Origin of the sequence: Streptomyces sp. NPDC021115 (assembly GCF_044333065.1) — a bacterium.
Taxonomy (GTDB): Bacteria; Actinomycetota; Actinomycetes; order Streptomycetales; family Streptomycetaceae; genus Streptomyces.
This window is the reverse complement of the sequence record NZ_JBIRQF010000020.1, coordinates 72373-95377: the sequence shown is the minus strand read 5'-3', so window position 1 is coordinate 95377 and position 23005 is coordinate 72373. Positions and strand designations below refer to the sequence as shown.

The following is a 23005-nucleotide window of genomic DNA, read 5'->3' as shown; positions in this document are numbered from 1 at the left end:
TCAGCAAGAGGCGGCAACCGGCTGGGTCCGGTCGCCTTGGTCGCCGTAGCGTCCCGGCCGACCGCCCGCGTACACGGCGAGCGCGACGAGCCCGGTCAGAGCGATCAGTGCGCACACGGCGCCCCAGCCCAGTGCGGCGTAGGCGCGGGTACCGAGCCACGACCCGGCGCTGCCGCCGAGGAATGCGCAGGTCATGTAGCCGGTGTTGAGACGGCTGCTGGCCTCGGGCCGGAGGGCGAAGATGCGGGCCTGGTTGGCGACCTGTCCGCACTGAACCGCCACGTCGAGCAGCAGAAGCCCGATGGCCAGTCCCACGACCCCCGGCGCCCCGCCCAACAGGCCCGCGGTGAGCACGGCCGCGGCCGCGAGGGCGGCCAGGATGCACCACAGGTTCACCCGGTCGGCGCCGAGCCGGTCGACCCAGCGCCCGGCCGCGGGCGCGCAGAACACGCTGCCCGCGCCGATCAGGGCCAGTAGGCCCACGGCCTGGGTGCCCATGTCGTACCGGGGGCCGCTGATCAACAGGGCCAGTGCCGTCCAGGCCGCGCTGAATCCACCGAAGAGGGTGACCTGGAAGAACACGGAACGCCGCAGCTGCCGCTCGTCGCGAAGCAGTCGCAGCGTGTCGGCCAGCAGCGTCGGGTAGCGATCCTGCACGGCCGGGGCGGTACCGGGCAGGGCGAGACCGAGGACCACGGCGAGCAGGACGGTCAGAGCGGCCGCGATCAGGTACGGCATGCGCCAGCCCAGGTGCTCGCCCAGGACGCCACCGAAGGTGCGGGCCAGCAGAATGCCTCCGATCAGTCCGGCTTGCAGGGTGCCGATCACACTGCCGCGACGGTCCGGCTCGACCAGCCCGGCGGCCATGGGCAGCAGGAGCTGCGGGACCACGGTCGCCACGCCCACCACACTGCCGGCCGCGAGCAGCAGACCGGACGCCGGGGCGAGACCGGCGGCCAGGAGCGCGAGACCGGTCACGGCGAGCAGCCCGATGATCAGCGGACGGCGCGGCAGGCGGTCGCCGAGCGGGACCAGTAGGAAGAGCCCAGCCGCGTAGCCGAGCTGTGTCACCGTCGCCACGACTGCCGCCGTGGCCGGAGCGATGTCGAAGCCGCGGCCGATGAGCGGGGTGAGGGCCTGCGGGAAGTAGACGTTCGCGACGCTGACGCCGCAGGCCAGCGCCATGAGAAGCGGCAGCCCGCGACCTATGCCCGTCGACGCGGGGGCGGGCGGAGGATCGTTTCGGGACATCACCCATCTCCAACCGAACGAACTGGATGGTTCGTATGTAAGCTGGCACGACCACCTTCACTTCGTCAAACGAACCGGTTCGTTACGATGGGATGCATGGCGTATGACTCCACGGCGACCAAGGCACGCATCCTCGCGGCGGCGACGGCGGAGTTCGCCGCGCACGGTGTCTCCGGTGCGCGGGTGGACCGTATCGCCACCGAGGCCAAGGCCAACAAGCGGGCCATCTACGACTACTTCGGCGACAAGAACAAGCTCTTCGCCGTCGTCCTGGAACGTGCCCTGGCCGAACTCGCCGACGCCGTACCGCCCAGTGACGACCTCCCCGCCTACGCCGAGCGTCTCTTCGACTATCACCGCGCCCGCCCCGAGGCCCTGCGGCTGGTCATGTGGGAGGCCCTCGAGATCGGCGACCAGCCGGTCCCGGCGGAGGAGGCCCGGACCGCCCACTATCAGGACAAGATCGACGCCGCGGTGTCGGGCGGCCGGGGCGGCGACGCCCGCGCTCGCGTGTTCTTCACCCTCGCCCTGGCCGGCTGGAGTATCGCCATGCCGCAGCTGCGGCGGATGATTCTCGGCCCCGGCCACAGCCTCGACGACCTCCGAACGGATGTCGTCCAAGCGGTACAGGTCTTGTCGGCAACGGCCGAGAGCCAGGCGTAGCGCCCTGCCGGGGGGACGAGTCAGGTGCCCCCGGGCCATGGACGCCCTGGATGGGCAGGAGTTGGATCCGGATGGGTCCTGAAGGTGATCAGCCACCTCAAAAAGCGGCGATGCCCATCACGGCGGAGATCATCGCCCGGTCTGCCCCTGTCACAGGGCATCGGCCCCATCCACGGCACGGCTGACGTCGACAGCCGCCAGAGCGGCCCCCTGATCGACGCTCTCGAAGCGGCCACCCCCGCGCACCGGTACGGCTATTGCTCAGCGGCCGTCCACTCGACCCCATTGGTCAGGCTGGCAGCAGCTCCGCAAAATCGCGCACAGGTCGCGATCCATCCCAATCGACTGATGCCCGCCAGGCGGATGTGAAGATCGCCCGTGTGGTCTCGCTGTCCTGGACGAGCTCGATCATTCCCGGGGCACCTTCACCGCCGTCAAGGAAGAAGACGCTGCCCCCTGGGGCCAGATCGTGGAAATGCACCGACGCTCCCGTCGCCGTACGGCGTTCGACCTCTTCCTTGAGGTTCGGCACGGCCTTGGCGACGTGATGGAAGCCGTAGCCATGGCGTTCGTAGGCGTCCTTGTAGATGGAAGGCTCGTCGTCGAGGGTCTGGACGACCTCGACCATCATGTGCCCAGAGAAGGCGAGGGCTATGGAGAACTCTGCCTTCCCCGGCTGACCACGGTAGGTGGAGCCCTCACCGCCGAGCCTCTCGTTCACGAACCATGGGCCGACGCCGAGTTCGTCGATCCACCAGCGCATCCCGGCGCTGAGATCGGGGACCGCGTACGCGACCTGAATGATGGCGCCCGTCGGCTGGCCGAAGGGAAACTCCATGGTGACTGTCCTCACTCGGGTCCTGTGGCGCAACTGGTGGTCGACAGTGGTCGTCGCCGCTATACCGCCGGGCGGATGAAGCCGGTGAGGCCGCCGTCCACCGGCAGGGCCGCACCTGTGACGTAGCTGGCTTCGGATGAGGACAGGAAGAGCACGGCGTCGGCGAGCTCATCCGGTTCTCCTTCTCGGAGCATCGGAGTGCTGAGCCTGATCCGCTCCCGGAAGGCGTCCGCTTCTCCGGGCGGCACGCCCGGCGTGTGCGCGGAGATGTCGGTGTTCATGCCAGCCGGAATGACAATGTTGACCCGGATTCCCTCGCCGATGACCTCGGCGGCGAGAATGCGTGTCAGGTGCTCGAGTGCGGCCTTGCTGGTTCCGTAAGCGGCTGTCCCCGCACTGGCCCTTCGACCGGCGGCCGAGCCGCAGAAGACGACGGCCCCGCCGGGTGCGAGCAGAGGTCTGAGACCCTGCATGAGGAAGAACGAGCCCTTGACGTTGGTGTCGAACACCATGTCCCACGTGGCTTCGTCCATGTCGTCGAGACGCTTGATGCCCGCCTGCCCCGCGTTGAGGAAGGCAGCATCAAGGTGGTCGACGCGTTCCGCGACCTCGGTGACCGCGGCCTTGATACCGCCCGACGAGGAGAGGTCGGCTTCAACGGTGATCGTGCCCTCGCCGATCAGTCCGCTCGCGGTCTGCAGCCGGTCCGAGTCCCGCGCGAGGATGACCACGCGAGCGCCCTCGCGCGCGAATGCCCGTGCGGCGGCCAGGCCCAGTCCTCGGCTGCCGCCTGTGACCAGGCACGTCTTCCCGAGGAAGCGCTGACGCCGGTCCGCGACGGCCTGGTCGCGACCTCCCGCGTCAGTCGTGTCGTTCATGGTGCTCCTCATGGTCGTTCCGGAGTGGTGGCTCATGCGTCGACCTCGACCCCGCCGAAGGGAGCTCCGCCGTTCAGGACGCGCTCCTCCGGCGGAACGGGCGCGAGGCTCACCCGCACATCGATGCAGGTCGGCCGACGGGCGGCGAGGGCGGCCTCGATCGCCGGACGAAGCTGGTCCAGCTCCGTGACGTCGACGCCGTCCGCGCCGAGCGCTCGTGCCACACTGCTGTAGGAGCCGTTCTCCAGGCGGTTGTTGGTGACGCGGTCTTGTCCGAAGATGAACTGCTGGGTGTGCAGGGTGGCGCCCCAGGCTCGGTTGTTGAGGACGATCGCGATGACCGGCAGCCCCGCGCGGACGAGGGAGTCGAATTCGGCGAGGCTGTAGCCGACGGCGCCGTCGCCGGTGACGAGGATCGTCGCCTTGTCGGGGGCCGCGTACTGCGCTCCCAGAGCCACGCCGAAGTTGCTGCCCATCGAACTGAGGTAGCCGTGTCCGAGGTAGTGGGCCACAGGCGCGAGCGCGATCGTCTCGGAGAGCCACAGCTCGGTCAGAGCGCCGTCGACCACCACGGTGGCCTGGTCGGGGACGCTCTCGGCGATCCGGCGGACCGCGAGGTACGGGTGGATGCCGCCCTCGTGGTTCTCGGTTTCGGCGGCCAGCGCGGACCGCCGGGCGGACGAGACGTCTCGCAGGGTCCCCAACCAGTCGTCGCGCCCTGAGGGGGTGGGGCTGTCGCCCAGGCGCTCGTTCAGCAGGCCGATCGTGCCGACCGGGTCGGCCTGGATGCCGAGCCCGACGTCCTGGAGACGGCCGAGCTCACGGCCGTCGGGGTCGATCTGGAAGATCCGCGAGCTCTTCGGGAGCAGCCGGCCCGTGCCGAACTGGGTGGCCAGTCCGAAGCGCAGCCCTAGCATCAGGACCAGGTCGGGCCGCTCGTCCTCGGGGACGGTGGCCAGGGTCTGGAGGAGACCGACGTGCTGTTCGGAGCCGACGATCGCCCCGAGGCCCTCCCAGTCGGAGAAGAGGGGCACCCCGGCACGGGCGGCGAACTCGTGCAACTGCGCGCGTGCCTCAGCGGTGACGAAAGACTTGCCGACCAGCGCGATCGGCCGACGGGCGGCGCCGAGTGCCTCGATGATCCGGTCGACGCCACCGGCGGGGGCGATGCCGGTGCCGTCGATCTCGAGGCGGTAGTCCTCGACCTCGTCGACGTGGACCGACTGGCGCAGGACGTCCCAGGGAATGTCCAGGAGCACCGGGCCCTTGGGCTCCGACTGCGCGGTGCGGATCGCCTGAGCGACCAGGCGGGGGATCAGCTCGGCACGGGTGACGCGATGCGCGAACTTGGTCACCGGGGTGGCCATGGCGACCTGGTCGAAGCCGGCCTGCTGGTCGTTGATCTGGTCCGTCTCGAGAGGACCGGAGCCCGCGATGTAGAGGACGGGAGTGCGGTCCAGATGGGCGTTGGCGACCGAGGTCAGGACATTGGTGAAGCCGCCACCGGCTGTGACGACGGCGACCCCCAGGTCACCGGTGACCCGTGCGTAGCCCTCGGCCGCGTGGCCGGCGTTCATCTCGTGCCGCACGTCGACGATCCGCATCTTGGCGTCCACGGCATCCTGGAAAATGCCGTCGACGTGTGCTCCGTTCAGGCCGAAGGCCACGTTGACTCCGGCACGCTGCAGTGTGCGCACGACGAGCCCACTACCGGTTGCGGTTGCCATTCGACGGTCCGCCTCTCTGGACGTACTCAAGGTTTCGACAAAGGTCGCTGGGACAGGGCCACATCTCGGCCGCCCGTACGGGAGTCTCGAGTGTGGCCTGCGTGAAGACAACGGCTGTGTTCGTTGGATGGTCAATGCCTTGTTCGGCGTCGAAGGCTCGGGATCTCGTCGAGCGGACTGTTCGCGCAAGCGATGTCAGGCTCCGGCATCCTGCACATGGTCCTGAAGTGATCGGTGTGCCGCCGTCGAGTCGCGCTCAGCCGGGTGGCCGCACGCATCGCCTCCCGGCAGCAGATGGGCCGCGTATGGAGTCGGTTCACGCCGAGGCTGAGACAGCGGCCTCGGGGTCGTACTCGTAGATCCAGCCGTTCGCCTTCAGCGGGTCGGCCTGCGAGTACGCCAGGTCGCGTGCCTGCTGCTCAGGGCCGTCGGGAAGGTGATTGATGTGAGACCTTCCACGCGACACCTCCTGCAGGCGTGCCGTGCGGGGACGCCGTAGCTCTTCATAGCGCCTCAGCGCCGCGGTCGGGTTGCCCGGGTCCGCTGCGAGGCAGAGGGCCAGGACAGCGCCGTCCTCGATGGCCTGGGCAGCGCCTTGGGCAAAGAACGGGAACATCGGGTGGGCCGCGTCACCGAGTAGGGTCGCGTTCCCACGGTTCCAGTGGTCGAGGGGCTCGCGGTCCAGCAATGCCCAGCGCCCCGGCGTGTCGGCCGCCCTGATCAACTCCACCAGACGCGGATCCCAGCCGGCGAACTCGTCGAGTAGTTCATCGACCGTCGCGGTGGCCGTCCACGACTCGACACTATTGGCCCCTGCAGGTGCGAAGGCGACGAGGTTGACGTACTCCTCGCCGGAGACCGGGTAGTGCACAAGGTGGTGGTCGGGGCCGATCCAGAGGGTCTGGGCACGCCGCTTGGCGAAGTCGGGTGCTCTCTCCGCCGGTACGAGACCTCGGAAGGCACAGATGCCTGACTCCCTGGTGTGCGTCGGCCCGACGATGGCGCTGCGCACGTATGAGTGGACCCCGTCGGCGCCGATGAGGATGTCCGGGCGAACCGTCTCTCCGTCCTCGAACCGAAGAACCGCCTGGTCGCCTTCGAATTCGACCGAAACGCAGCGCTTGCCGAGGTGGATCGAGTGCTCGGGGACAGCCGACCTCAAGGCGTTCAGCAAGTGGGCGCGGTGGACGGTGTAGGTGTGCTCGCCGTACAGGCGTATGCACCCCTCCCCCAGGTTCTCCGCGGAGAGGACGGCGCCGTTCTCCCAGCGCCGGAACTCCCAACCGGTCTCCATCTGGACCGCCCGCTCGATGAACCGATCCAGCACGCCGAGACGTCGCAGAAGGCGGGCCGCGTTGGGCGCGATCACCAAGCCGGCGCCCACCTCGGTCAGGGCCGTCGCCTGCTCGTAGAGGTCACATCCGAAGCCCTTGTCGCGCAGGAAGGCCGCGGCAGCGAGGCCCCCGATGCCACCACCGAGGATCGCGATGCTGGGGGCGCCTTCTGTAGTCATCATGCTCTTTCACTCCCGTGAGCCTTGAGCGAGGTGGTAACCGGCTGCACGCAAGAGTTCGGCAAACAGTGCATTGTTAGAACAACTCCATTCATTCAATGAACATTGAAGGTAGGGTGACAGGGACCACGAACAAAGGAGGAGGGCCGATGCCTCGCGCGAACGAACCAGGGCGCTCAGTCAGCTCTCGGCTGTGGGATCTGCTGTTTGCCTTCGACCCCGACCACACCGAGCTGAGCCTCGCGGACCTGGTCCGGCGCACCGGCATGCCACACGCCACCGCCAGGCGCCTCACACTCGAACTCGTGGAGGTCGGCGCGCTGGAACGCACCACCGACAACCGTTACGCGATCGGCTTGCCGCTGTGGCGCCTCGGGACCCTCGCACCGCGCGCCGAGACGCTCCGCAGCGCCGCGCAGCCGTTCGTGGAGGACCTGTACACGGCTCTTCACCAGCATGTGCAACTGGCCGTCCTCCAGGGCGACCAGGCCGTGATCATCGAGCGAGTGTCGGCGGTCAATGCCGTTGGCCTGACATCGCAGGTCGGCGGCCATCTCCCCCTACACTGCTCAGGCGTCGGAAAGGTGCTTCTGAGCCACAGCAGCCCAGCCTTCATCGACGAGGTGCTGTCGGGAAGGCTGCAACGCTTCACTCCCAAGACGATCGTGGACCCGACCGCACTGCGTCGCGAACTGGCGTCCTGTCGCTCGACCGGAACGGTGGTGGTCAAGGAGGAGCTGAGCGAAGGCGCCGAGTCGGTCGCGACGCGCATCGTCGATGGCCGCGGCCACGTCGTCGCGGCTCTGTCTGTTGTGGTGGCTGCGGGCTCGATCAAGTTGCAAGCGGCCGTTCCCTCGCTGGTCGCGAGCGGACTGGGATTGTCCAGGAGTCTCGGCTGGCGGCCGGGCGTTCCCCTTCGCACCTCGTAAGCCCTTCGCGCGGCGAGGAAACCACCGCGTCATGCCGGCGGTTGCCGCCGGGAGAGCTGCATGTGGCCGAGGCGCCATCCCTCGTCGGTCGAGAACCACACCCGTGTGGCCACGGCCTGAACCAGGAACGGCGCCAGATCGGGCGAGCGCCGGATGCGCATTTTCTGAAAACACGTCACGATGGCCCGCTCCCCTCGCTCTCGGCACATCACCTCGCTGGTCTCAGCCTCGACGGTGGGGCCCATGGACGCGTTGTAACTGAGGAAGCGCTCGGGTCCATGGACATTCCCGACCGGGCCATGAACGATCACACAGTTGGGAAGCATGAGCTCACGCTGCTCCTCGTCGCCCCTGGTGATCGCGACGAGCCACGCCTTCTCCGCCTGAGCGACCGTATCCGGCATGCGGACGTTGTTCACACTGCTTGATCCTGAGTGTGCGCTGGCCATCGTTCGACTCCTGTCCGAATGCGTCGGGTAATCGTTGTGCGTCATACGCCGTGGCTGCCGGAAGCCGCCCATTGAGAGCGCAGCGCCCCAGACCCGCCACGCCATGCCCCGCGCGCGGGTGGCAGTAGCGGGCGTGCCGACCACCACCATGGCGAGACCCGTCGGTAAGATGGCCGCAGGCCCGACACCATTGAGGGGTTGCGCGCACGGCGAGAACCACCGCCGCCAGAGTGCCTGAGCTCAGAGTGCGTCTTCCGCCCTCTCCCTTTGCCTCACTGGGTGGATCAACCTGAACCATGGATGACTTCTTGCGCGCGCAGCGACAAGGTAGAGCGTCGCGCCGCCACGGCCAATGGGCGTGTCCATTGGACGAACAGGCCACGTGCTGATCGGCAGGCTCGATGCAGAGGTGTCTGGGGGGACACCGCGAGGATCAGCCGGACGACCAGCAGGGTGGGGCCATGTCCACATGCGAGCTTCCCTGGCGTGCCCCAAGTGACCAGGGCACGAAACCGCCCGCGGGCAGTTCTACGAACGTGTGGTGCTGGTGCGCGATGACGCCCGTAGCCGGGATGTCCATCAGGCCGGCCAGCACATAGGCGGCGGACAGTAACGTCGCGGCATGGACGACTGGCCGGCCAAGCAGCTCAACATCGCCCGCTACGTCTTCCTGCACCCCGCCGCCCGAGGCCTGTTCGACGACTGGCACAACCAGGTCCGCACCTGCGTCTACGGACTGCGCGCCCTGGCCGGCATGGAGCCGGACGCACCCGACCTGACGCAACTGGTGGGCGAACTCCTGCTGAAGAGCATCGAGTTCGCACGCATGTGGGAGCGCTACGACGTCAAGGGCCACACCTACGGGCACAAGACCTTCCACCATCCCGAGGTCGGTGACCTGACCTTGGGCTACCAAACCATGCAACTGCAGGGCACCCCGGGTCAGTGCACGGTCGTGTACTACGCCGAGGCCGGCACACCCGAACACGACGCGCTGGCTCTGCTCGACCTGGTCGCCGCCGAGTCCGAGCACGCACCGAGACACTCACCGACTGGCAACCCAACGAAAAGTCATGAGCACATGCCTTCTCACATCACGCCCAGCAGCGCACAGCCGCCGACGCGTACCCCCGTCGGCGAGGGTTCGAGTCCGGACTTGACCGGCGCGCAGAGCTACGGGAATTTCTTCGATCCCGCCGGGCCCGGCTCAGACCCGAGGACGTGGGATTGCGACGCGAGGAGCTCGCGCAGCTGGCTGGGGTGTCCTTCACGTACTGCACCCGTCTGGAACAGGAACACGGTGACACCATGTCACCCGACGTACTGGACGCCGTCGCCCGCGCCCTGCGCCTGAGTGGAGACGAGCACGCTCATCTGTTCCGCCTGGCCCGGCCGGAACTTCACGGGAAACGGCACACAGTGCCCCAGAGGCAGCGGCTGCGGCCCGGCGTCCAGCACCTGTTGGACGCGCTCGACGGGGTCCCCGCGTATGTCTGCGGCCGACGCCTGGACATCCTGGGCTGGAACAGGCTCGCCACCACCGTGTTCGGCGACTGGTCCCGGCTCCCACCCAACGAGCGCAATCTGTCCCGGCTGGTCTTCCTCTTCCCTGCGGCACGCGACCGTTTCGCCGACCTGGAAGCCAAGATGCTGTACATCGTCAGCGTCCTGCGCGTGGAGGCGAGCACACCACCGGTGGATACGGAACTCGCCGCCCTGATAGGTGAGTTGGCGGACCAGAGCATCGACTTCCGACGACTGTGGGCCCAGCACGACGTGCGCCGCAGGGGCCACGGCGTCCAGCGGCTACAGCACCCGGTGGTGGGCGGACTCACCCTGTCCTTCGAAGCCATGACACTGCACGGCGGCGACACCGACCAGACGCTTGTCACCTATCACGCCGCGCCCGGCTCGGCGTCCCGGAAAGCTCTGTGGCTGCTGACGGGACTGGCGACCCTGCGCACCGAGCCGACCTCCTGACAACAGGACGCATGAAGCAACAAGATCCTGCCGTCGCTCGCGGGGAAGCGCCACATCCTGCGCTCCCTCAACCGGGGTCCGAGGAGAAGAGCGTGGCTGTCGCGGTCGGGGGCAACCCAGCCCGCGTGCCGACGCTGGTGGTCGAGGCCGCCAAGCGCAGCACTCCCGAGCAGCTCGATGCCCTGGAGCGTCACATCGACGACCAAGAGGCGGCGACTGACACGGAGGCCGCATTGAACGCGGCGACGGCCTTCCACGTCGACATCGCCACACTCTCCGGAAACCGGCGCGCCGAACGCATGATGGTCAACCTGGGTGACGAGGTCCGCCGAATGCACTACCTCGTGCCCAGCCTCCGCAACAGGATCACGGAGGAAGCCGAGATCAAGGACCATCGGGACCTTGTGGCAGCCATGAGACGCCTCGACATCGAGCAGGCCTACGAGATCATGGATCGGCACTCCCAGGAATCACTGCGGCAGAACTCCAAGGTCTGACCACCACCTGATCGACCTGCGGATGCCCGCATCATCCCTGCCCGGCGCCGGAAACCATGCGGGCCATCAGGCGTGGCTCCCGCCTCGGGCTGCCACGCCGGCTCGCCCGCCACCACACCGCCCAGCAGAACCGGATCACCAGTGGCATCGGCCGCCGGAATGTCCGGCACCGCCCGCGGAGACACCCGGCCGGTGAGCTGACCGGCCAGGTCCGGGCCCGTACGGGGAGTGTCACCGTCGAGGGCGGCGGGCCCCGCGTAGCAGTACCCGAGGCATCGAACTGCCCGCAGCGAGGTCTCCCCGTCCGGTGTGACGCTCCCCGCAGTGGCACCTAACCCGGTCTCCACCTCGGCCACATGGCCTCCCGCCCCCGCGGCGAAGCAGGCCGTCGCGGCGCGCACCCGGACATGGCGGCGGCGGGGCAGCGAGGTCCGCGTAGTCGTGCGGCTGGTCTTCCCAGGCCGCATCCGGTGGCCACCGGAACTTGTGACAGGGCCGCATGGCCAGCTCCGTCTTCAGCCGACCTGCCAGCGGGGCGGTGCGAGCGCGGCCATCGGGGTACCCAAAGCGGACGAGTCAACTGTATGAAAGGCGGTGGGGATGATGTCGCTCCCGCTGGTCGTGGGTGTTGACGGATCGGACTCCAGTCTGCAGGCCGTGGACTGGGCGGTGGACGAGGCGGCACGCCATGGGCTGCCCCTGCGCCTGGTCTACGCCTCCCGGTGGGAGCGCTACGAGCAGCGTCTCCCCTCGTTCGGCGGCGGTCGTACCTCGGGGGAGATCGTGGCCGAGAACATCGCCGCCGCCTGCGCGGAACGCGCAGCGTCGCGCAACCCGGACGTGAAGGTGTCCGCCGACGTGCTGGCCGAGGACACCGTGTCGGCGCTGCTGGAGGAAGGCCGTGAGGCATTCGCCGTGGTCACGGGGTCCCGCGGCAGAGGTGAGCTCGCGGACACGCTTCTGGGATCGGTCAGCCTGGCGGTGGCGGCACGTGCCGCCTCCCCGGTGATCGTGATCCGTGGTGGGGCGAGGAACCGTGAAGGCGACTTCCGGCGCGTGGTCCTCGCGGTCGGCGATGTCACGGAGGGGTCGGCGGCTGTCCGGTTCGCCTTCCGCGAGGCGCGGGCGCGGGACGCCGAGCTGCACGCCGTACGCACCTGGCGGCGCCCCGCGCAGTCGCACGCGGGCCAGTCGCTGCTCATGCACGAGGCGACCCACCTGATCTACGAGGAGCAGGCGGCGAGTGTCCTCAACGAGGTGCTGGACGAGGTCGAGCGGGCGGGCGAGGGCGACAAGGTGGTGTGCCACCGCGAGGTGATCGAGGGCCCGGCGCACCGGGTCCTGCTGGACGTCTCGGAGCAGGCCGATCTGCTCGTGGTCGGTGCCCTGCGCCGCCGCGATCTCACCGGTCTACAGCTCGGCCGGGTCAGCCACGCCGTGCTGCACCACGCGGCGTGCCCGGTCGCCATCGTTCCGCAGCAGATCTGACAGCGGCAGATCCGACAAGGGATGGCGCGGGGGCCTCAGTCCACCCGCCACCGTCGCGCGGCGCGCAGCCGTCGCAGATAGGGGTCGTGCGCGTGACGGGGCAGGAGGCGCAGCCGGGCGTCCAGGGACACGATGCCGTCAGGCCGGGCCACCACCGGGTTGAGGTCGGTTTCGGCGAGCTGGGGAAGGTCGCAGGCCATCCGGGACAGTCTCAGCAGAAGCTGTTCGAGCCCTTCCAGGTCGACGGCCCCGCCGCCCCGGTAGCCGAACAGCAGAGGAGCGCACCGCGGTGCGGTGAGGAGGCTGTGCACATCGCGGTCCGTGAGCGGGGCGAGCCTCGCCGCATGGTCGGCGAGGAGTTCGGTGGCGGTGCCGCCGAGGCCGAAGAGCACCAGCGGGCCGAACACCTCGTCCTGGACGACGCCCGCGAACAGCTCGATGCCCCGACGCGCCATGGGCTGGAGGAGAACCCCGGCCATCCGGTCCCCGAAGCGCGCCCGCAGCTCTCTGTAGGCCCGGCGGACCTGGTCCGGTCCTTCGAGGTCGAGCCGCAGCGCCCCCTGGTCGCTCTTGTGCACCAGACCGGGCCAGTAGGCCTTGAGGGCCACCCGGCCGCCCTCGTCCTCGACCAGGTGCCGTCTGGCTGCCACGGCGGTGTTCTCGTCCTCGGCCCACGCCCAGGGCAGTTGGGGAATGCCGTAGCGGTCGAACAGGGCGGCGCAGTCGCGCGGGTCGAGCCAGCCACCGTCGGAGTGGCGGGTGAGGAAGGTCTCCACGATGGCCGTTGCACCGGCCGGGTCGATCCCCGACAGCGAGGGAACGCTGCCCGGCGGTTCGGCCCGCCAGTGGGCGTAGCGGGCGGCGTGGGCGAGGGCGCGCGCCGCCGACCGGGGTTCGGTGTAGGCCGGTACGGGGCTGTCGTCGGCGGTCGGGAGGAGCCGTACGGGGGCTTCCTGGTCGAGGAGGACCGCGGCCACCGGGCGGTGCCGCCGTCCCGGTGCACCGGTGAGTGCGCGCAGCGGGTCGTCGCGGGTTCCGGTGGCCAGCGCGGTGGGCACGAGCACCACCAGTACGGCGTCCACGGCTCCGTGCGCGGTCAGCCGGTCCAGGCAGCAGCGCATCCGGTCGGCGGTGACCGCCGCGGTGGTGTCCACGGGGTTGGCCGTGGCGGCGCCCGGCGGCAGGGTCCCCCGCAAGTCAGCGGCCAGCGTGGGCTCGAGGGGCGGGACGGTCAGTCCCGCGTCGACGCAGGCGTCGGCGGCGAGCACACCGGCGCCTCCGGCGTTGCTCACGACCGCGACCCGGGCACCGGCGGGCAGCGGTTGGGCGTGCAGCAGGGCCGTGGTGTCGACCAGTTCGGCAATGCTCCGGGTGGCGGTGATCCCCGCCTGGGTGAACAAGGCGCGACGGGTCATGGTGGGGGTGGCCGCGGCGGCGGTGTGCGAGGCCGCGGCGCGCCGTCCGGCGTCCGAGCGCCCCGCGTCCACGGTGAGGACGGGCATCGCTCGGGCGACGCGGCGAGCGGTGCGGGAGAACGCGCGCGGGTTGCCGAAGGACTCCAGGTGGAGCACGGCGAGGCGGGTGCCGGGGTCCGACTCCCACCACTGGAGCATGTCGTTGCCGCTGACGTCGTACTTGTCGCCGAGCGAGACGAAGCCGGACACGCCGACACCGAGGCGGCCGAACCGCTCCAGCAGCGCGATGCCGACGCCTCCGGACTGTACGGCGACGCCCACGCACCCCGGCAGCGGGGGATGCGCGGCGAACGTGGCGTTGAGGCGCACCTCGTCAGCCGTATCGGCAATGCCCAGACAGTTGGGGCCCACCAGCCGCATGCCGTGGCGACGGCAGCAGGTGAACAGCGCCTCCGCCTGGTCGACATCGAGCCCCGCAGTCAGGACGACCAGCCCCCGCACCCCCACCGCACCGCACTCCTCCGCCACCCCAGGGACCGCGGGCGCCGGTACGGCGAGCACGGCGAGATCGGGCACGAGCGGCAGAGCCGCCACGGATGGGTACGCCGGTGTCCCCTCGACGACGGGGGCATGGGGGTTGACCGCGTACAGCGCTCCGGTGAAGCCGCCGGACCGCAGGTTCCCGAGCACCGCGCGCCCCACAGATCCGGGCCGCCGGCCCGCGCCGACGACGGCCACCGAACGCGGTCGCAGCAGGGGCCGCAGGCTGGCCACGTCGGCGGTCCGGCCGCGCCGGTCCACCGCCGCCAAGTAGTGCTCGTCCTGTTCCAAGTGAACGGTGCAGCGGACATCGGTGCCGTCGAAGTGGCGGGAGGTGCGCAGCCCCAGATCGGCGAAGACCTTCAGGACCTCGTGGTTCTCGGCCAGCGCTTCGGCGGTGAAGGCCGAGATCCCCGCGTCCCGGGCGGCGTGCACCAGGTGTTCCAGCAGCAGGGTGCCGATGCCCTGGCCGTGGCGTCCCGCTGCCACGGCCAGCCCTATCTCGGCGGAGGCCGGTTCGCCCGGGGCCGTGGGAAGCGCGGTGTACTCGGCCACGCCCACCACGCGCCCGCGCGCCACGGCGACCAGCGCACGGTAGCCGGGGTGCCGTGGCGCGCAGATGCGCTCCGCCGCCGCGCGTACGTGGCGCGGGTTGACCGCGAAGAACCGCAGTCTGAGGTCTTCGGGCGACATCTCCTGGTGCATGCGCAGGACCTCGTCCAGGTCCCCCGGCCGGGCATCGCGGATCTCGACGGTGCTGCCGTCGGCGAGCAAGGCGTGGACCGTGTCGGCATGGTGCGTCGTGTCCGTCATGCCTCTTCCCCTCCGCTTCCGCGTGCCGCGTGATCGGGTACGTAGGTCTGCAGATGCCTCGGCGGACGCACGTAGCCAGTGGGCTCGGGACGGGGCGGCAGCCGCAGATCCGGCAGCCGGACGTCGGCGTACGGGATGGTCGACAACAGGTGGGCGATCATGTTGATGCGGGCCGCGCGCTTGTCGTCGCTCTCGACGACGTACCAGGGGGTCGTGGGGGTGTCCGTCCGCGCGAACATCTCGTCCTTGGCCCGGGAGTAGGCCTCCCAGCAGGTGATCGATTCCAGGTCCATCGCGGAGATCTTCCAGCGTCGTGTGGGATCTTCCAGTCGCTTGCGGAAGCGCTCCTCCTGTATCTCGTCGCTCACCGAGAACCAGTACTTGCGCAGCAGGATGCCGTCCTCGACCAGCATCCGCTCGAAAAGCGGACACTGGCGCAGGAAGCGCTCGTGCTCCTCGGCGGTGCAGAAGCCCATGACGTGCTCGACACCGGCCCGGTTGTACCAACTGCGGTCGAACAGCGCGATCTCGCCCGCGGCGGGGAGGTGTTCCACGTAACGCTGGAAGTACCACTGGGTGCGTTCGCGCTCGGTGGGCACCGGGAGGGCGACGATCCGTGCGATCCGCGGGTTGAGGCGCTCGGTGACCCGTTTGATCGTGCCGCCCTTGCCTGCAGCGTCCCGTCCCTCGAAGACCACCACGAGCCGCTCGCCCTCGGCCCGTACCCATTCCTGGAGCTTCACCAGCTCGATCTGGAGGCGGCGCAGCTCCTTCTGGTACCGGGACCGAGACAACCGTCCGGGGGCGCTCCCGCCCGGCGGTGTGTCGCGCGCCATCCGTCACCTCCTTTCCTCAGGCGGCGAACCACGTGCCGTCAGCCGTGGGGAACGACGGCGACGGGACATGCGGCGTGGTGGAGGAGGGCATGGGTGACGTGGCCGAGGCGGGGGCTCGCGGGAGGCCGGTGGACGTGGCGGCCGACAACCACCAGCCCGGCCGGCGAGGCCGCCGCCAGCAGGGCCTCCGCCGCATGGCCGCGCTCGACCTGCTCGGCCACCGGGACATCGGGATACTTCTCCCGCCACATCTCCACCGCCTCGGCCAGACGCTCCGGCTCCTCATGCCCGGCGCCCTCGCCGGGAAGTGGCCGCGGCCGAGAGCCATGGGGAAACACTGTCTGCGGCGGAAGTACCCGTACGGCACGCACCCCGCACCCGTGTGCCGCGGCGGTGGCGAAGGCGAACTCGATCGGCGCGGCCGACTCCGGCGGATCCTGGACACCCACGACCACCTCACCTCCTCCGGGCCCGGTCCATTCTTCGCCGCCCCGGCGCACCATCACCACCGGGCTCGTCGAGGACCCCAGCACGTGCAGTCCGACCGATCCGAGCAGAAACCCGGCCGCGGGGCCCCGTCCGTGCGAGCCGAGCACCAGCATCTCCGAGGCCTCGCCGCAGGCCACGAGGCCGTCGACGGCTGTGCGCGGGACGAGTTCGGCGGAGACCGGTACCTCCGGGTAGCGGGCCTGGAGAGGCGCTTGCGCCGCCTCCAGGGCCTCTTGTGCCCAGAGCCTGCGCATCTCGGGTGCTTGGGCGGTACGGGCCGTCTGCGCGGGCAGTATCCACGCGTGCACCAGGCGCAGGGGCACATGCCTGTACCGCGCTTCCCGCGCCGCCCAGTCGGCGGCGGCCAGGCTGTCGGGCGATCCGTCCAGCCCCACGGTGATGGGACGCGCCAAGGGGATCTCCGTCATCGGGCCTCGCCCTCCTCACGGATTCCGCTGCCGTAGTGGACAAGCGACCGCCGCGCGTCCGCCTGCGCCACGACACCGCCAAGCCGACCACGGTGATCGGTGACGGTTGGGTGGCCAGGTGAGACGGAAGCCCACAGCGATCCAGTCGACCCCACGGGTGCGGCCGGTCGCCTATGCGGCCAGTGTCGCACCGATCGCGTGGCCACGCCGCCGAGCCGCGGCGCTCATGGGCGGGCCAGTTCGGCGCGACAGCGTGGTTTCCGGTGCGGACACTGGGAGCGAGAGCCGAACCATGAGGAGAGGTCGTGGCCGGACTGCGGGATTTTCTGCTGCGGTTCCGCCCGGTCGGCTCACCGGGCCGGGCGGCTCCCGGCGGCGTGCCCGCGGACCGTACGGTGGAGCTCACCGCCGAGTTGGAGCCGCCGCTGGCGCTCCTGGAAGGGGCCGGGGAGGAAGCCCGACGCATCCGCGAGGACGCGGCCCGCGAGGCGGCGGAGAGGCGGAGCGCGGCCGAGCACCGGGCCCAGGAGGTCGTGGAGCGCGCCCGGGACCGGGCCCGGGCGGTGCGGGCGGCGAGCGCGGCCCGGGTCCGCCGGGAGGCCGAGACCGAGGCGGCGGAACTGTTCGCCAGAGCGGAGCGGGAGGCAACCGCGGTGCGCCGCCGGGCCGAGGAGCGCATGCCCCCTCTCCTGGATCGGGTGGCGCGTCTGGTCGCCGAGGACATGGGGGCGCCGCCAATCCCCACCGGGGGTTCCCGACGGCCCGGGGACGCCGGGCGGGCGGATACGTGATGAGCGCCGGATGGGTGGCTGGGGTGACGCGCGCGAGGGCCATGCTCTCGCGCACCCTCGGCAGGGAGGAGACCGAGGAGGTGGCATCGGCGCCGGGCCTGGATGCCGCCGTTCGTCGCCTGGTCCCCTCGCCCTACGGCCGGGGGCTTGCTCCCCGGGGCACCGCCCGCCGACGCCCAGCGGGCGGTGACGGCCGCTCTCCTGTGGCATCTGCGGGTGCTCGCCGGCTGGCAGCCGCTCAGCGGCGGGAGCGCCATCCGTCTCCTCGCCTCCGGGTTCGAGATCGCCAACGTGGAGGACCACCTGCGCACGCTGACCGGCACCGGCCGACCCCGGGTGCCGTACCGGCTGGGCGGCGGGGCGGCTGGCCCTGCTGGTCGGGCGGGAGGTGTTCGTCGCCCGTCGTCCGTTGCCGCGGGTGTCCGCGGACGCCTGGCGGGTGCGCGGCGCGCTGGAGGGCGCCGCGCGGGGCGGCAGACACCTGGGGGTGTCCGGTGCGCCGGCCTGAGGCGATGGCGCCGGTTCGCATGCGGCGGGTGGCGATCGTCGCCCCGCGGGGCGCGCTGCGGGACGCACTGGTGCGCGTCGCCGAGGCCGGCTGCGTCGACATCGACCACACCGAGGGCGGCGGTCCGAGCGCTACCGGACAGGGTTCCGCTTCCCATCGGCTACGGCGCTTGGGGGCGGCGCCCGAGCGTGCCGTGCTCAGTGTCCGGACGCCCGATCTGGACGCGCTGGAGCGTGCGGGCCGCACCGATCTGCTGGCTGGTGAGGCGCAACTCGAAGAACGCCTCGCGAGTGCGGTGCGGCGCGGGGACGTCGCGGCCCTCGCCGGTTGGTGTCCGGCCGACGACGTTCCGGCGACCTCCGCACGTCTGGCCGCGGTGGGAGGAGCACTGGTGCCGTTGCGCGCACCGCGTGGAGCGGAGCCACCGACGCTGCTGCGCGAGGCCGGTGCGGTGCGGCGTTCGTTCGTGCCCCTGGTGCGGGCGTGCGGGACGGTGCCGTACCCGGACCTCGACCCCACGATGCCTGCGGGCATCACCTATGTGGTGATGTTCGGTGACGCCGGGCACGGGGCCCTGCTGCTGCTCGCGGGTCTCGCGCTGCGCCTGGGCCACCCGCGCCGTGCCGCGTCTCTGCGCCCGCTGTGGCCGTTCGTCGCCGGTGCCGGGCTGACCAGCGCGCTGGCGGGTGCGGCGTACGGCGAGTTCTTCGGGCCGACCGGTGTTCTGCCGGTGCTCTGGCTGAACCCGTTGCGGGACCCGCTGCGGCTGATCGTCGCGGCCATCGGGTTCGGCGCGCTGCTGCTGGCCCTGGCGTACGCGGCGGGCATCTCGAACCGCTGGCGCGAAGGCGGGCCGGCGAACGCCCTGTTCGCGCTCTCGGGCATCGCCGGAGCGATGCTGTACCTGGGCCTCGCCGTCATGGGCGGTGGCATCTGGCTCGCACGCCTCGCGGCGTTCGGACTCACCCATGCCGCGCTCGCACGCAGGCTCGGTGGGGCGCCGAATGGGACCTGCTGGAACCCCGGTGGTCCCGGAGGCTTCCCTGAGCGTGACGCATGCTCTCCGCAGCCGAGCGCGCCGCCGCGCCCGGGCGTCGCCGCCGTCCCCTCGGCCGCCGACGCTCACGCGGCCTCGGAAGGACCCTGCGTGTCATCCGTGCGGAAGGAGATGTGCTCGCTGACGGAGACCACTCCGTCCACGCTCCGGCACAGCCGGACGATGATCGGGATCAGGCTCCGAAGTTCCACCGACCCGCTCAGCGTTACCTCGCCTTCCCTCACGTCGACCGTCACGGCCGAGGGGGCCAGCCGGAGGGTCCGGCGCAGCACGTCGCGGCAGATCTCGTCGTGGATCGCGTCGTCGTGGCGCAGGAAGATCCGCAGCAGGTCACCGCGGCTGACGATGCCGAGCAGCTTGTCGGTCCCGTCCACGACGGGCAGCCTCTTGACGCCATGGACCGCCATCAGACGGGCGGCCTCGGCGACCGTCCACTCGGGGCGTACGCACACGGCGGGTGCCGACATCAGCTCCTCCGCCCTCGCCCCTTCCGTCTTCGCCCGCTCCCATGCCTCCGGATGCGGGAGCAAGACCCGGCCGGACGGATCGGCCTGACCCGACACCTTGCGCAGCAGGTCGGCCTCGGACACCACACCCATCGGGCGGTCGGAAGCGTCCACGACAGGCACCGCTGTGACGTCGTTCTCCGCGAGGAGCGCGACGAGTTCCTTGAACGGCATGTCACGTGGCGCCCGGACCACCCCGCGGGTCATGAGTTCACCGACTGTTCTGTGGTGCATCTGCCGCCTCCTTCGAGGGACGCTCCCGCCCGGTCGGCCTGTTGCCGGCTGCCAAGGGTGGCACCTCGCGTACGGCCGCCGGATGTGCCTCACGGTCCATGTGGCCGGCCATTCGGCTCAGGACAGGGCCTGCCCGCCGTGCCATGGTGGAAGGGGAGGGAATGAGGTGGCAGGAGGCGGATATGCGTGCCCATGTCGGTGACCAACTGATCGTCGAAAGCCCGACCACGGGCGCCACCAGGCGGGACGGTGAGATCATCGGGCTCCACCATGACGACGGAACACCTCCCTACGACGTGCGGTGGTCGGATTCCGATCGCGTCAGCCTCGTGTTCCCCGGTCCGGACGCACACATTCACCACATCGAGCACGCGTCGGAAAGACCCCGGGGCCCCATGGCCCCCGGACATCGGTGAGTATTCAACCGCCATCCGACGACACCGTCGCGGCGCTGGTACGCGACGCCGCGGCCGCTCCGTCGATGCACAACGCCCAGCCATGGCGGTTCCAGTACTTCCACGGCAGGCGCGTGTTCCACATCCGGGGAGACCTCAGGGGCGTCCTGCCGCATTCCGATCCGGAACAGCGCGCCCTGCACATCGGCTGCGGCGCGGCGCTGATGAATCTGCGGGCCGCGGTCGCGCACGAGGGCTGGGGGGCGACGACCCGGCTGCTTCCCGATCCGGCCGACCCGATGCTGCTGGCCTCCGTGACGCTGACCGGACCGCTCGACGGCGGTGACGACGATCCGGCGTCCCTGTACCCAGCTGTGCACGCCCGGCACACCAGCCGTTATCCCTTCACCGAGAGGGCGATTCCCGATCCCGTGCGCGCCGCTCTCGTCGACGCCGCGCACCGCGAACACGTCTCGCTGTCGTTCGCGTCGGGGTGGCACCTTCAGGCCGTCCTGGACCTGGTGCTGGAGGCCGAGGCCCGCAATCTCACCGATCCCGGTGTCGCGGCGGATCTGACCCGCTTCACCCGCAGGGCGGACGATTCGCGGCCCGCCACGGAAGGTGTCCCGGAGTACGCCTTCGGGCCCCGCCGCCGGACCGGCAAGGCGCCGGTGCGGGACTTCGCGGGTGGCAAGCCCGTCCCCGGCCGCCCGGCCGTCGACTTCGAGAGCGCCCCCCACCTGGCCCTGCTGAGCACCGGGCGCGACCGGCCCGAGGACTGGCTGCGCGCGGGCCAGGCGATGGAACGGGTCCTGCTGTACGCCACTCTTGAGGGTCTGGCCACCTCGTTCGTCACCCAGGCCCTGGAATGGCACGACCTGCGCTGGCCGCTCCGCGACCCGATGTCGGGCTCGGCCTATGTGCACATGGTGCTGCGGCTGGGCTACGGGCGGCCCGGCGCACAGACCCCCCGGCGGCCCGTCCGCGAGGTCCTGGACATCGAGCCATAACCCGCTCACGCCGCCTCGCTCTGCCCGGCGGCCCGGAAGTGGCATGCGACGTCCACGACACCTTCCACGGCCCGGGCGAGGCGCGCGGCCATCGGAATCAGCGCGGTGTCGTGCAGTTCCCCACTGAGCGTGACCATGCCCTCGTCCACCCGCACGTGAACATGCCCGAGGGCTGGGAAGAGGAGAGACACCGCCGTGCGGCGGATCTCCTCCGCGATGCCCTCGTCCGGCCGGAGGAACACCTTCAGCAGATCGCCCCGGCTGACGATGCCCTGCAACTTCCCCTCGGCATCGACCCCGCTTGACCCGTCTGACGGCCATGATCCGTGCTGCCTCGGCCAGGGTGGCTTCGGTGTGCACGGTGACCGCCGGTGTGCTCATCAGTTCCTCCGCCGTCACCGCCCTTGCCTTCGCGAGGTCGGGCAGGCGGCGCAGCTGCTCGAAGCGGGTCGGATCGCTGTCCCGGAACTCCTTGGGCAGCAGGTCCCCCTCGGAAATCACTCCGACCACCCGCCCTTCGCCCTCCAGGACCGGCATGGCACTCACATACCACTGGCCCAGGGTCTGCGCCGGTTCCTTGAACGGCGCGTCCCGCCCGACGGCGACGACCGTTCGCGTCATCACATCGCTGACGATGTACGGAGTCTCAGGCACGGACCCTTCCTCCTCCCCTCTCTGTTCCCCCGAAGTCCTGGCTGCGCCACCACTTCCAGTGTCGGGCGGGCGGCTGTTCTCCGGCCACTCAGCAGATCCGCGGCAGTTGCTCACCGAGCGGGAGGTCCACGATGCGGGTTCCGCCGAGACCGGTGCGGGCCACGACCATGCCCGGGTGTTCGGCCACGCACTCGCCGATGACGGCTGCCTCCCGGCCGCTGGGGTGCGCGCGCATCGCGTCCAGGACCGGTTCGGCGTGCTGCCGGGGCACGAATGCCACCAGACGGCCCTCATTGGCCACGTACAGGGGGTCCAGGCCGAGGAAGGTACAGGCGGTCGCCACCGCGTCCGGTACGGGCACCGCTCCCTCGTCCAGGACCACGCCGGTGCCCGACGCCTCTGCGATCTCGCCCAGCGCGGCGGCCAGGCCGCCGCGCGTCGGGTCGCGCAGGGCGTGGATCTCCGGGGTGACGGCCAGCATGGCCCGGACCAGCCCGGCCAGGGGCGCCGTGTCGCTGGCCACCTCGGTGCCGAACGTCAGTCCTTCGCGGACGCTGAGGATGGCGATGCCGTGCTGACCGATCGGGCCGCTGACGATCACCACGTCGCCCGGCCGGGCGCGCTGCGGGCGGATGTCCACGCCGTCGGGGATCAGTCCGATCCCCGATGTGTTCACGTACACCCCGTCGCCGTGGCCGGAGTCGACCACCTTGGTGTCGCCGGTGACCACGGTGACGCCCGCCGTACGGGCGGCGGCGCCGAGTGCCTGCGCGATCCGGCCGACGGTGCTCAGCTCCGTACCCTCCTCCAGGATGAACGCGCAGGACAGGTGCGCGGGAACGGCGCCGCTCATGGCGAGGTCGTTCACGGTGCCGTTGACGGCGAGATCCCCGATGCAGCCGCCGGGGAAGAACAGCGGGCGGACGACGTAGGAGTCGGTCGAGAAGGCCAGCCGGGCGCCGCCGAGCGTGACGGTGGCCGAGTCGGTGAGCCCTCCCGCCTCCCCGTCGCCGTAGGCGGGGAGGAAGAGGTGCCGGATCAGCTCCGCGGACAGCGCGCCCCCGCCACCGTGGCCCATGACCACCAGCGGGTGGTCACGCAGTGGCAGCGGACACG

The 23005-nt window shown here is 70.6% G+C and carries 21 protein-coding genes and 2 pseudogenes; 9 read left to right on the top strand and 14 right to left on the bottom strand.

Features of this window, described 5'->3' with window-relative positions:
• Entirely contained in the window at positions 1-1251 is a 1251-nt protein-coding gene (locus ACH4TL_RS37830) for an MFS transporter (protein WP_398327567.1), read from the bottom strand.
• Between the two features lie 96 nt (positions 1252-1347).
• Between ACH4TL_RS37830 and ACH4TL_RS37825 the strand changes: the two genes are divergently transcribed.
• Positions 1348-1914 (top strand): TetR family transcriptional regulator, encoded by a 567-nt coding sequence (locus tag ACH4TL_RS37825; RefSeq protein ID WP_398327564.1) that lies wholly within the window; start codon positions 1348-1350, stop codon positions 1912-1914.
• 289 nt (positions 1915-2203) lie between these two features.
• Here ACH4TL_RS37825 and ACH4TL_RS37820 read toward each other — a convergent pair whose 3' ends face one another.
• From ACH4TL_RS37820 to ACH4TL_RS37805, 4 genes are all read right to left on the bottom strand, one after another.
• Positions 2204-2752 carry a VOC family protein gene (locus tag ACH4TL_RS37820; RefSeq protein WP_055553456.1) on the bottom strand — a complete coding sequence of 183 codons (549 nt, stop codon included), beginning with the start codon at positions 2750-2752 and terminating at the stop codon, positions 2204-2206.
• A 59-nt stretch (positions 2753-2811) separates the two neighbouring features.
• A complete protein-coding gene (locus ACH4TL_RS37815; protein ID WP_398327560.1) occupies positions 2812-3666 on the bottom strand; it encodes an SDR family NAD(P)-dependent oxidoreductase in 855 nt (284 codons plus the stop codon).
• Positions 3663-5357, bottom strand: a complete 1695-nt coding sequence (locus ACH4TL_RS37810) for a thiamine pyrophosphate-binding protein (protein ID WP_398327557.1) — start codon at positions 5355-5357, stop codon at positions 3663-3665. The genes ACH4TL_RS37815 and ACH4TL_RS37810 overlap by 4 nt, the downstream gene beginning before the upstream one ends.
• A 316-nt stretch (positions 5358-5673) precedes the next feature.
• Positions 5674-6873 carry an FAD-dependent monooxygenase gene (locus tag ACH4TL_RS37805; RefSeq protein WP_398327554.1) on the bottom strand — a complete coding sequence of 400 codons (1200 nt, stop codon included), beginning with the start codon at positions 6871-6873 and terminating at the stop codon, positions 5674-5676.
• A gap of 146 nt (positions 6874-7019) precedes the next feature.
• Between ACH4TL_RS37805 and ACH4TL_RS37800 the strand changes: the two genes are divergently transcribed.
• Positions 7020-7799 (top strand): IclR family transcriptional regulator, encoded by a 780-nt coding sequence (locus tag ACH4TL_RS37800; RefSeq protein WP_398327550.1) that lies wholly within the window; start codon positions 7020-7022, stop codon positions 7797-7799.
• 29 nt (positions 7800-7828) lie between these two features.
• On the opposite strand, the gene ACH4TL_RS37795 is transcribed toward ACH4TL_RS37800, so the two are convergent.
• A complete protein-coding gene (locus ACH4TL_RS37795) occupies positions 7829-8218 on the bottom strand; it encodes a nuclear transport factor 2 family protein (protein WP_398327547.1) in 390 nt (129 codons plus the stop codon).
• A 652-nt stretch (positions 8219-8870) separates the two neighbouring features.
• Between ACH4TL_RS37795 and ACH4TL_RS37790 the strand changes: the two are divergent.
• The 3 genes and pseudogenes from ACH4TL_RS37790 to ACH4TL_RS37780 form a co-directional block, all read left to right on the top strand.
• Positions 8871-9194: pseudogene (locus tag ACH4TL_RS37790) on the top strand (transcriptional regulator); the annotation flags it as partial.
• Between the two features lie 275 nt (positions 9195-9469).
• Positions 9470-10228: a helix-turn-helix domain-containing protein gene (locus ACH4TL_RS37785; protein WP_398327544.1), complete on the top strand. Its 759-nt coding sequence runs from the start codon at positions 9470-9472 to the stop codon at positions 10226-10228.
• A 92-nt stretch (positions 10229-10320) separates the two neighbouring features.
• On the top strand, positions 10321-10725 hold the full coding sequence (locus ACH4TL_RS37780) for an FCD domain-containing protein (RefSeq protein ID WP_398327541.1): 405 nt from the start codon (positions 10321-10323) through the stop codon (positions 10723-10725).
• Here the strand turns inward: ACH4TL_RS37780 and ACH4TL_RS37775 are convergent.
• Entirely contained in the window at positions 10668-11192 is a 525-nt protein-coding gene (locus ACH4TL_RS37775; protein ID WP_398327538.1) for an NAD(P)H-dependent oxidoreductase subunit E, read from the bottom strand. The two genes, ACH4TL_RS37780 and ACH4TL_RS37775, sit on opposite strands and share 58 nt — an antisense overlap.
• A 136-nt stretch (positions 11193-11328) precedes the next feature.
• On the opposite strand from ACH4TL_RS37775, the gene ACH4TL_RS37770 reads away from it, so the two are divergent.
• A complete protein-coding gene (locus tag ACH4TL_RS37770; RefSeq protein ID WP_398327748.1) occupies positions 11329-12213 on the top strand; it encodes a universal stress protein in 885 nt (294 codons plus the stop codon).
• A 35-nt stretch (positions 12214-12248) separates the two neighbouring features.
• On the opposite strand, the gene ACH4TL_RS37765 is transcribed toward ACH4TL_RS37770, so the two are convergent.
• The 3 genes from ACH4TL_RS37765 to ACH4TL_RS37755 are packed head-to-tail and all read right to left on the bottom strand — an operon-like array spanning position 12249 to position 16734.
• A complete protein-coding gene (locus ACH4TL_RS37765; RefSeq protein WP_398327535.1) occupies positions 12249-14981 on the bottom strand; it encodes a GNAT family N-acetyltransferase in 2733 nt (910 codons plus the stop codon).
• Complete coding sequence (gene ppk2, locus ACH4TL_RS37760) at positions 14978-15817, bottom strand: polyphosphate kinase 2 (protein ID WP_398327532.1); 840 nt, start codon at positions 15815-15817, stop codon at positions 14978-14980. The genes ACH4TL_RS37765 and ppk2 overlap by 4 nt, the downstream gene beginning before the upstream one ends.
• A 38-nt stretch (positions 15818-15855) precedes the next feature.
• A complete protein-coding gene (locus ACH4TL_RS37755) occupies positions 15856-16734 on the bottom strand; it encodes a universal stress protein (protein WP_398327529.1) in 879 nt (292 codons plus the stop codon).
• A 305-nt stretch (positions 16735-17039) separates the two neighbouring features.
• Here ACH4TL_RS37755 and ACH4TL_RS37750 point away from each other — a divergent pair, with 305 nt between their 5' ends.
• Positions 17040-17525 carry a hypothetical protein gene (locus tag ACH4TL_RS37750; RefSeq protein WP_398327526.1) on the top strand — a complete coding sequence of 162 codons (486 nt, stop codon included), beginning with the start codon at positions 17040-17042 and terminating at the stop codon, positions 17523-17525.
• Between the two features lie 668 nt (positions 17526-18193).
• Here ACH4TL_RS37750 and ACH4TL_RS37745 read toward each other — a convergent pair.
• Both ACH4TL_RS37745 and ACH4TL_RS37740 read right to left on the bottom strand, forming a co-directional pair.
• Positions 18194-19003: a hypothetical protein gene (locus tag ACH4TL_RS37745; RefSeq protein WP_398327524.1), complete on the bottom strand. Its 810-nt coding sequence runs from the start codon at positions 19001-19003 to the stop codon at positions 18194-18196.
• A gap of 152 nt (positions 19004-19155) precedes the next feature.
• The gene (locus ACH4TL_RS37740) at positions 19156-19830 is read right to left on the bottom strand and encodes a CBS domain-containing protein (RefSeq protein WP_398327521.1); all 675 of its coding nucleotides are present in this window, start codon (positions 19828-19830) and stop codon (positions 19156-19158) included.
• 98 nt (positions 19831-19928) lie between these two features.
• Between ACH4TL_RS37740 and ACH4TL_RS37735 the strand changes: the two genes are divergently transcribed.
• Both ACH4TL_RS37735 and ACH4TL_RS37730 read left to right on the top strand, forming a co-directional pair.
• Positions 19929-20246 carry a DUF1918 domain-containing protein gene (locus ACH4TL_RS37735; protein ID WP_398327518.1) on the top strand — a complete coding sequence of 106 codons (318 nt, stop codon included), beginning with the start codon at positions 19929-19931 and terminating at the stop codon, positions 20244-20246.
• Complete coding sequence (locus ACH4TL_RS37730; RefSeq protein ID WP_398327515.1) at positions 20243-21235, top strand: Acg family FMN-binding oxidoreductase; 993 nt, start codon at positions 20243-20245, stop codon at positions 21233-21235. Before ACH4TL_RS37735 ends, ACH4TL_RS37730 begins: the two co-directional genes overlap by 4 nt.
• Before the next feature lie 5 nt (positions 21236-21240).
• On the opposite strand, the pseudogene ACH4TL_RS37725 reads toward ACH4TL_RS37730, so the two are convergent.
• Positions 21241-21856, bottom strand: a pseudogene (locus tag ACH4TL_RS37725) (CBS domain-containing protein).
• A 121-nt stretch (positions 21857-21977) separates the two neighbouring features.
• Positions 21978-22967: a hydrogenase expression/formation protein HypE gene (gene hypE / locus ACH4TL_RS37720; protein WP_398327745.1), complete on the bottom strand. Its 990-nt coding sequence runs from the start codon at positions 22965-22967 to the stop codon at positions 21978-21980.
• Between the last annotated feature and the right edge of the window lie 38 nt (positions 22968-23005).

Bases quoted from the DNA above. Each gene is read 5' to 3' on its own strand.
- ACH4TL_RS37810 (WP_398327557.1), bottom strand. From the start codon at position 5,357: ATGGCAACCGCAACCGGTAGTGGGCTCGTCGTGCGCACACTGCAGCGT.
- ACH4TL_RS37800 (WP_398327550.1), top strand. From the start codon at position 7,020: ATGCCTCGCGCGAACGAACCAGGGCGCTCAGTCAGCTCTCGGCTGTGG.
- hypE (WP_398327745.1), bottom strand. From the start codon at position 22,967: ATGGGCCACGGTGGCGGGGGCGCGCTGTCCGCGGAGCTGATCCGGCAC.
- ACH4TL_RS37765 (WP_398327535.1), bottom strand. From the start codon at position 14,981: ATGACGGACACGACGCACCATGCCGACACGGTCCACGCCTTGCTCGCC.
- ppk2 (WP_398327532.1), bottom strand. From the start codon at position 15,817: ATGGCGCGCGACACACCGCCGGGCGGGAGCGCCCCCGGACGGTTGTCT.
- ACH4TL_RS37805 (WP_398327554.1), bottom strand. From the start codon at position 6,873: ATGATGACTACAGAAGGCGCCCCCAGCATCGCGATCCTCGGTGGTGGC.
- ACH4TL_RS37825 (WP_398327564.1), top strand. From the start codon at position 1,348: ATGGCGTATGACTCCACGGCGACCAAGGCACGCATCCTCGCGGCGGCG.
- ACH4TL_RS37745 (WP_398327524.1), bottom strand. From the start codon at position 19,003: ATGGGTGAGTCCGAACGCCGCGAGGCGTGCGAGCCAGATGCCACCGCC.
- ACH4TL_RS37735 (WP_398327518.1), top strand. From the start codon at position 19,929: ATGTGGCCGGCCATTCGGCTCAGGACAGGGCCTGCCCGCCGTGCCATG.
- ACH4TL_RS37830 (WP_398327567.1), bottom strand. From the start codon at position 1,251: ATGTCCCGAAACGATCCTCCGCCCGCCCCCGCGTCGACGGGCATAGGT.
- ACH4TL_RS37740 (WP_398327521.1), bottom strand. From the start codon at position 19,830: ATGCACCACAGAACAGTCGGTGAACTCATGACCCGCGGGGTGGTCCGG.
- ACH4TL_RS37775 (WP_398327538.1), bottom strand. From the start codon at position 11,192: ATGCGGCCTGGGAAGACCAGCCGCACGACTACGCGGACCTCGCTGCCC.
- ACH4TL_RS37770 (WP_398327748.1), top strand. From the start codon at position 11,329: ATGTCGCTCCCGCTGGTCGTGGGTGTTGACGGATCGGACTCCAGTCTG.
- ACH4TL_RS37820 (WP_055553456.1), bottom strand. From the start codon at position 2,752: ATGGAGTTTCCCTTCGGCCAGCCGACGGGCGCCATCATTCAGGTCGCG.
- ACH4TL_RS37815 (WP_398327560.1), bottom strand. From the start codon at position 3,666: ATGAGCCACCACTCCGGAACGACCATGAGGAGCACCATGAACGACACG.
- ACH4TL_RS37755 (WP_398327529.1), bottom strand. From the start codon at position 16,734: ATGACGGAGATCCCCTTGGCGCGTCCCATCACCGTGGGGCTGGACGGA.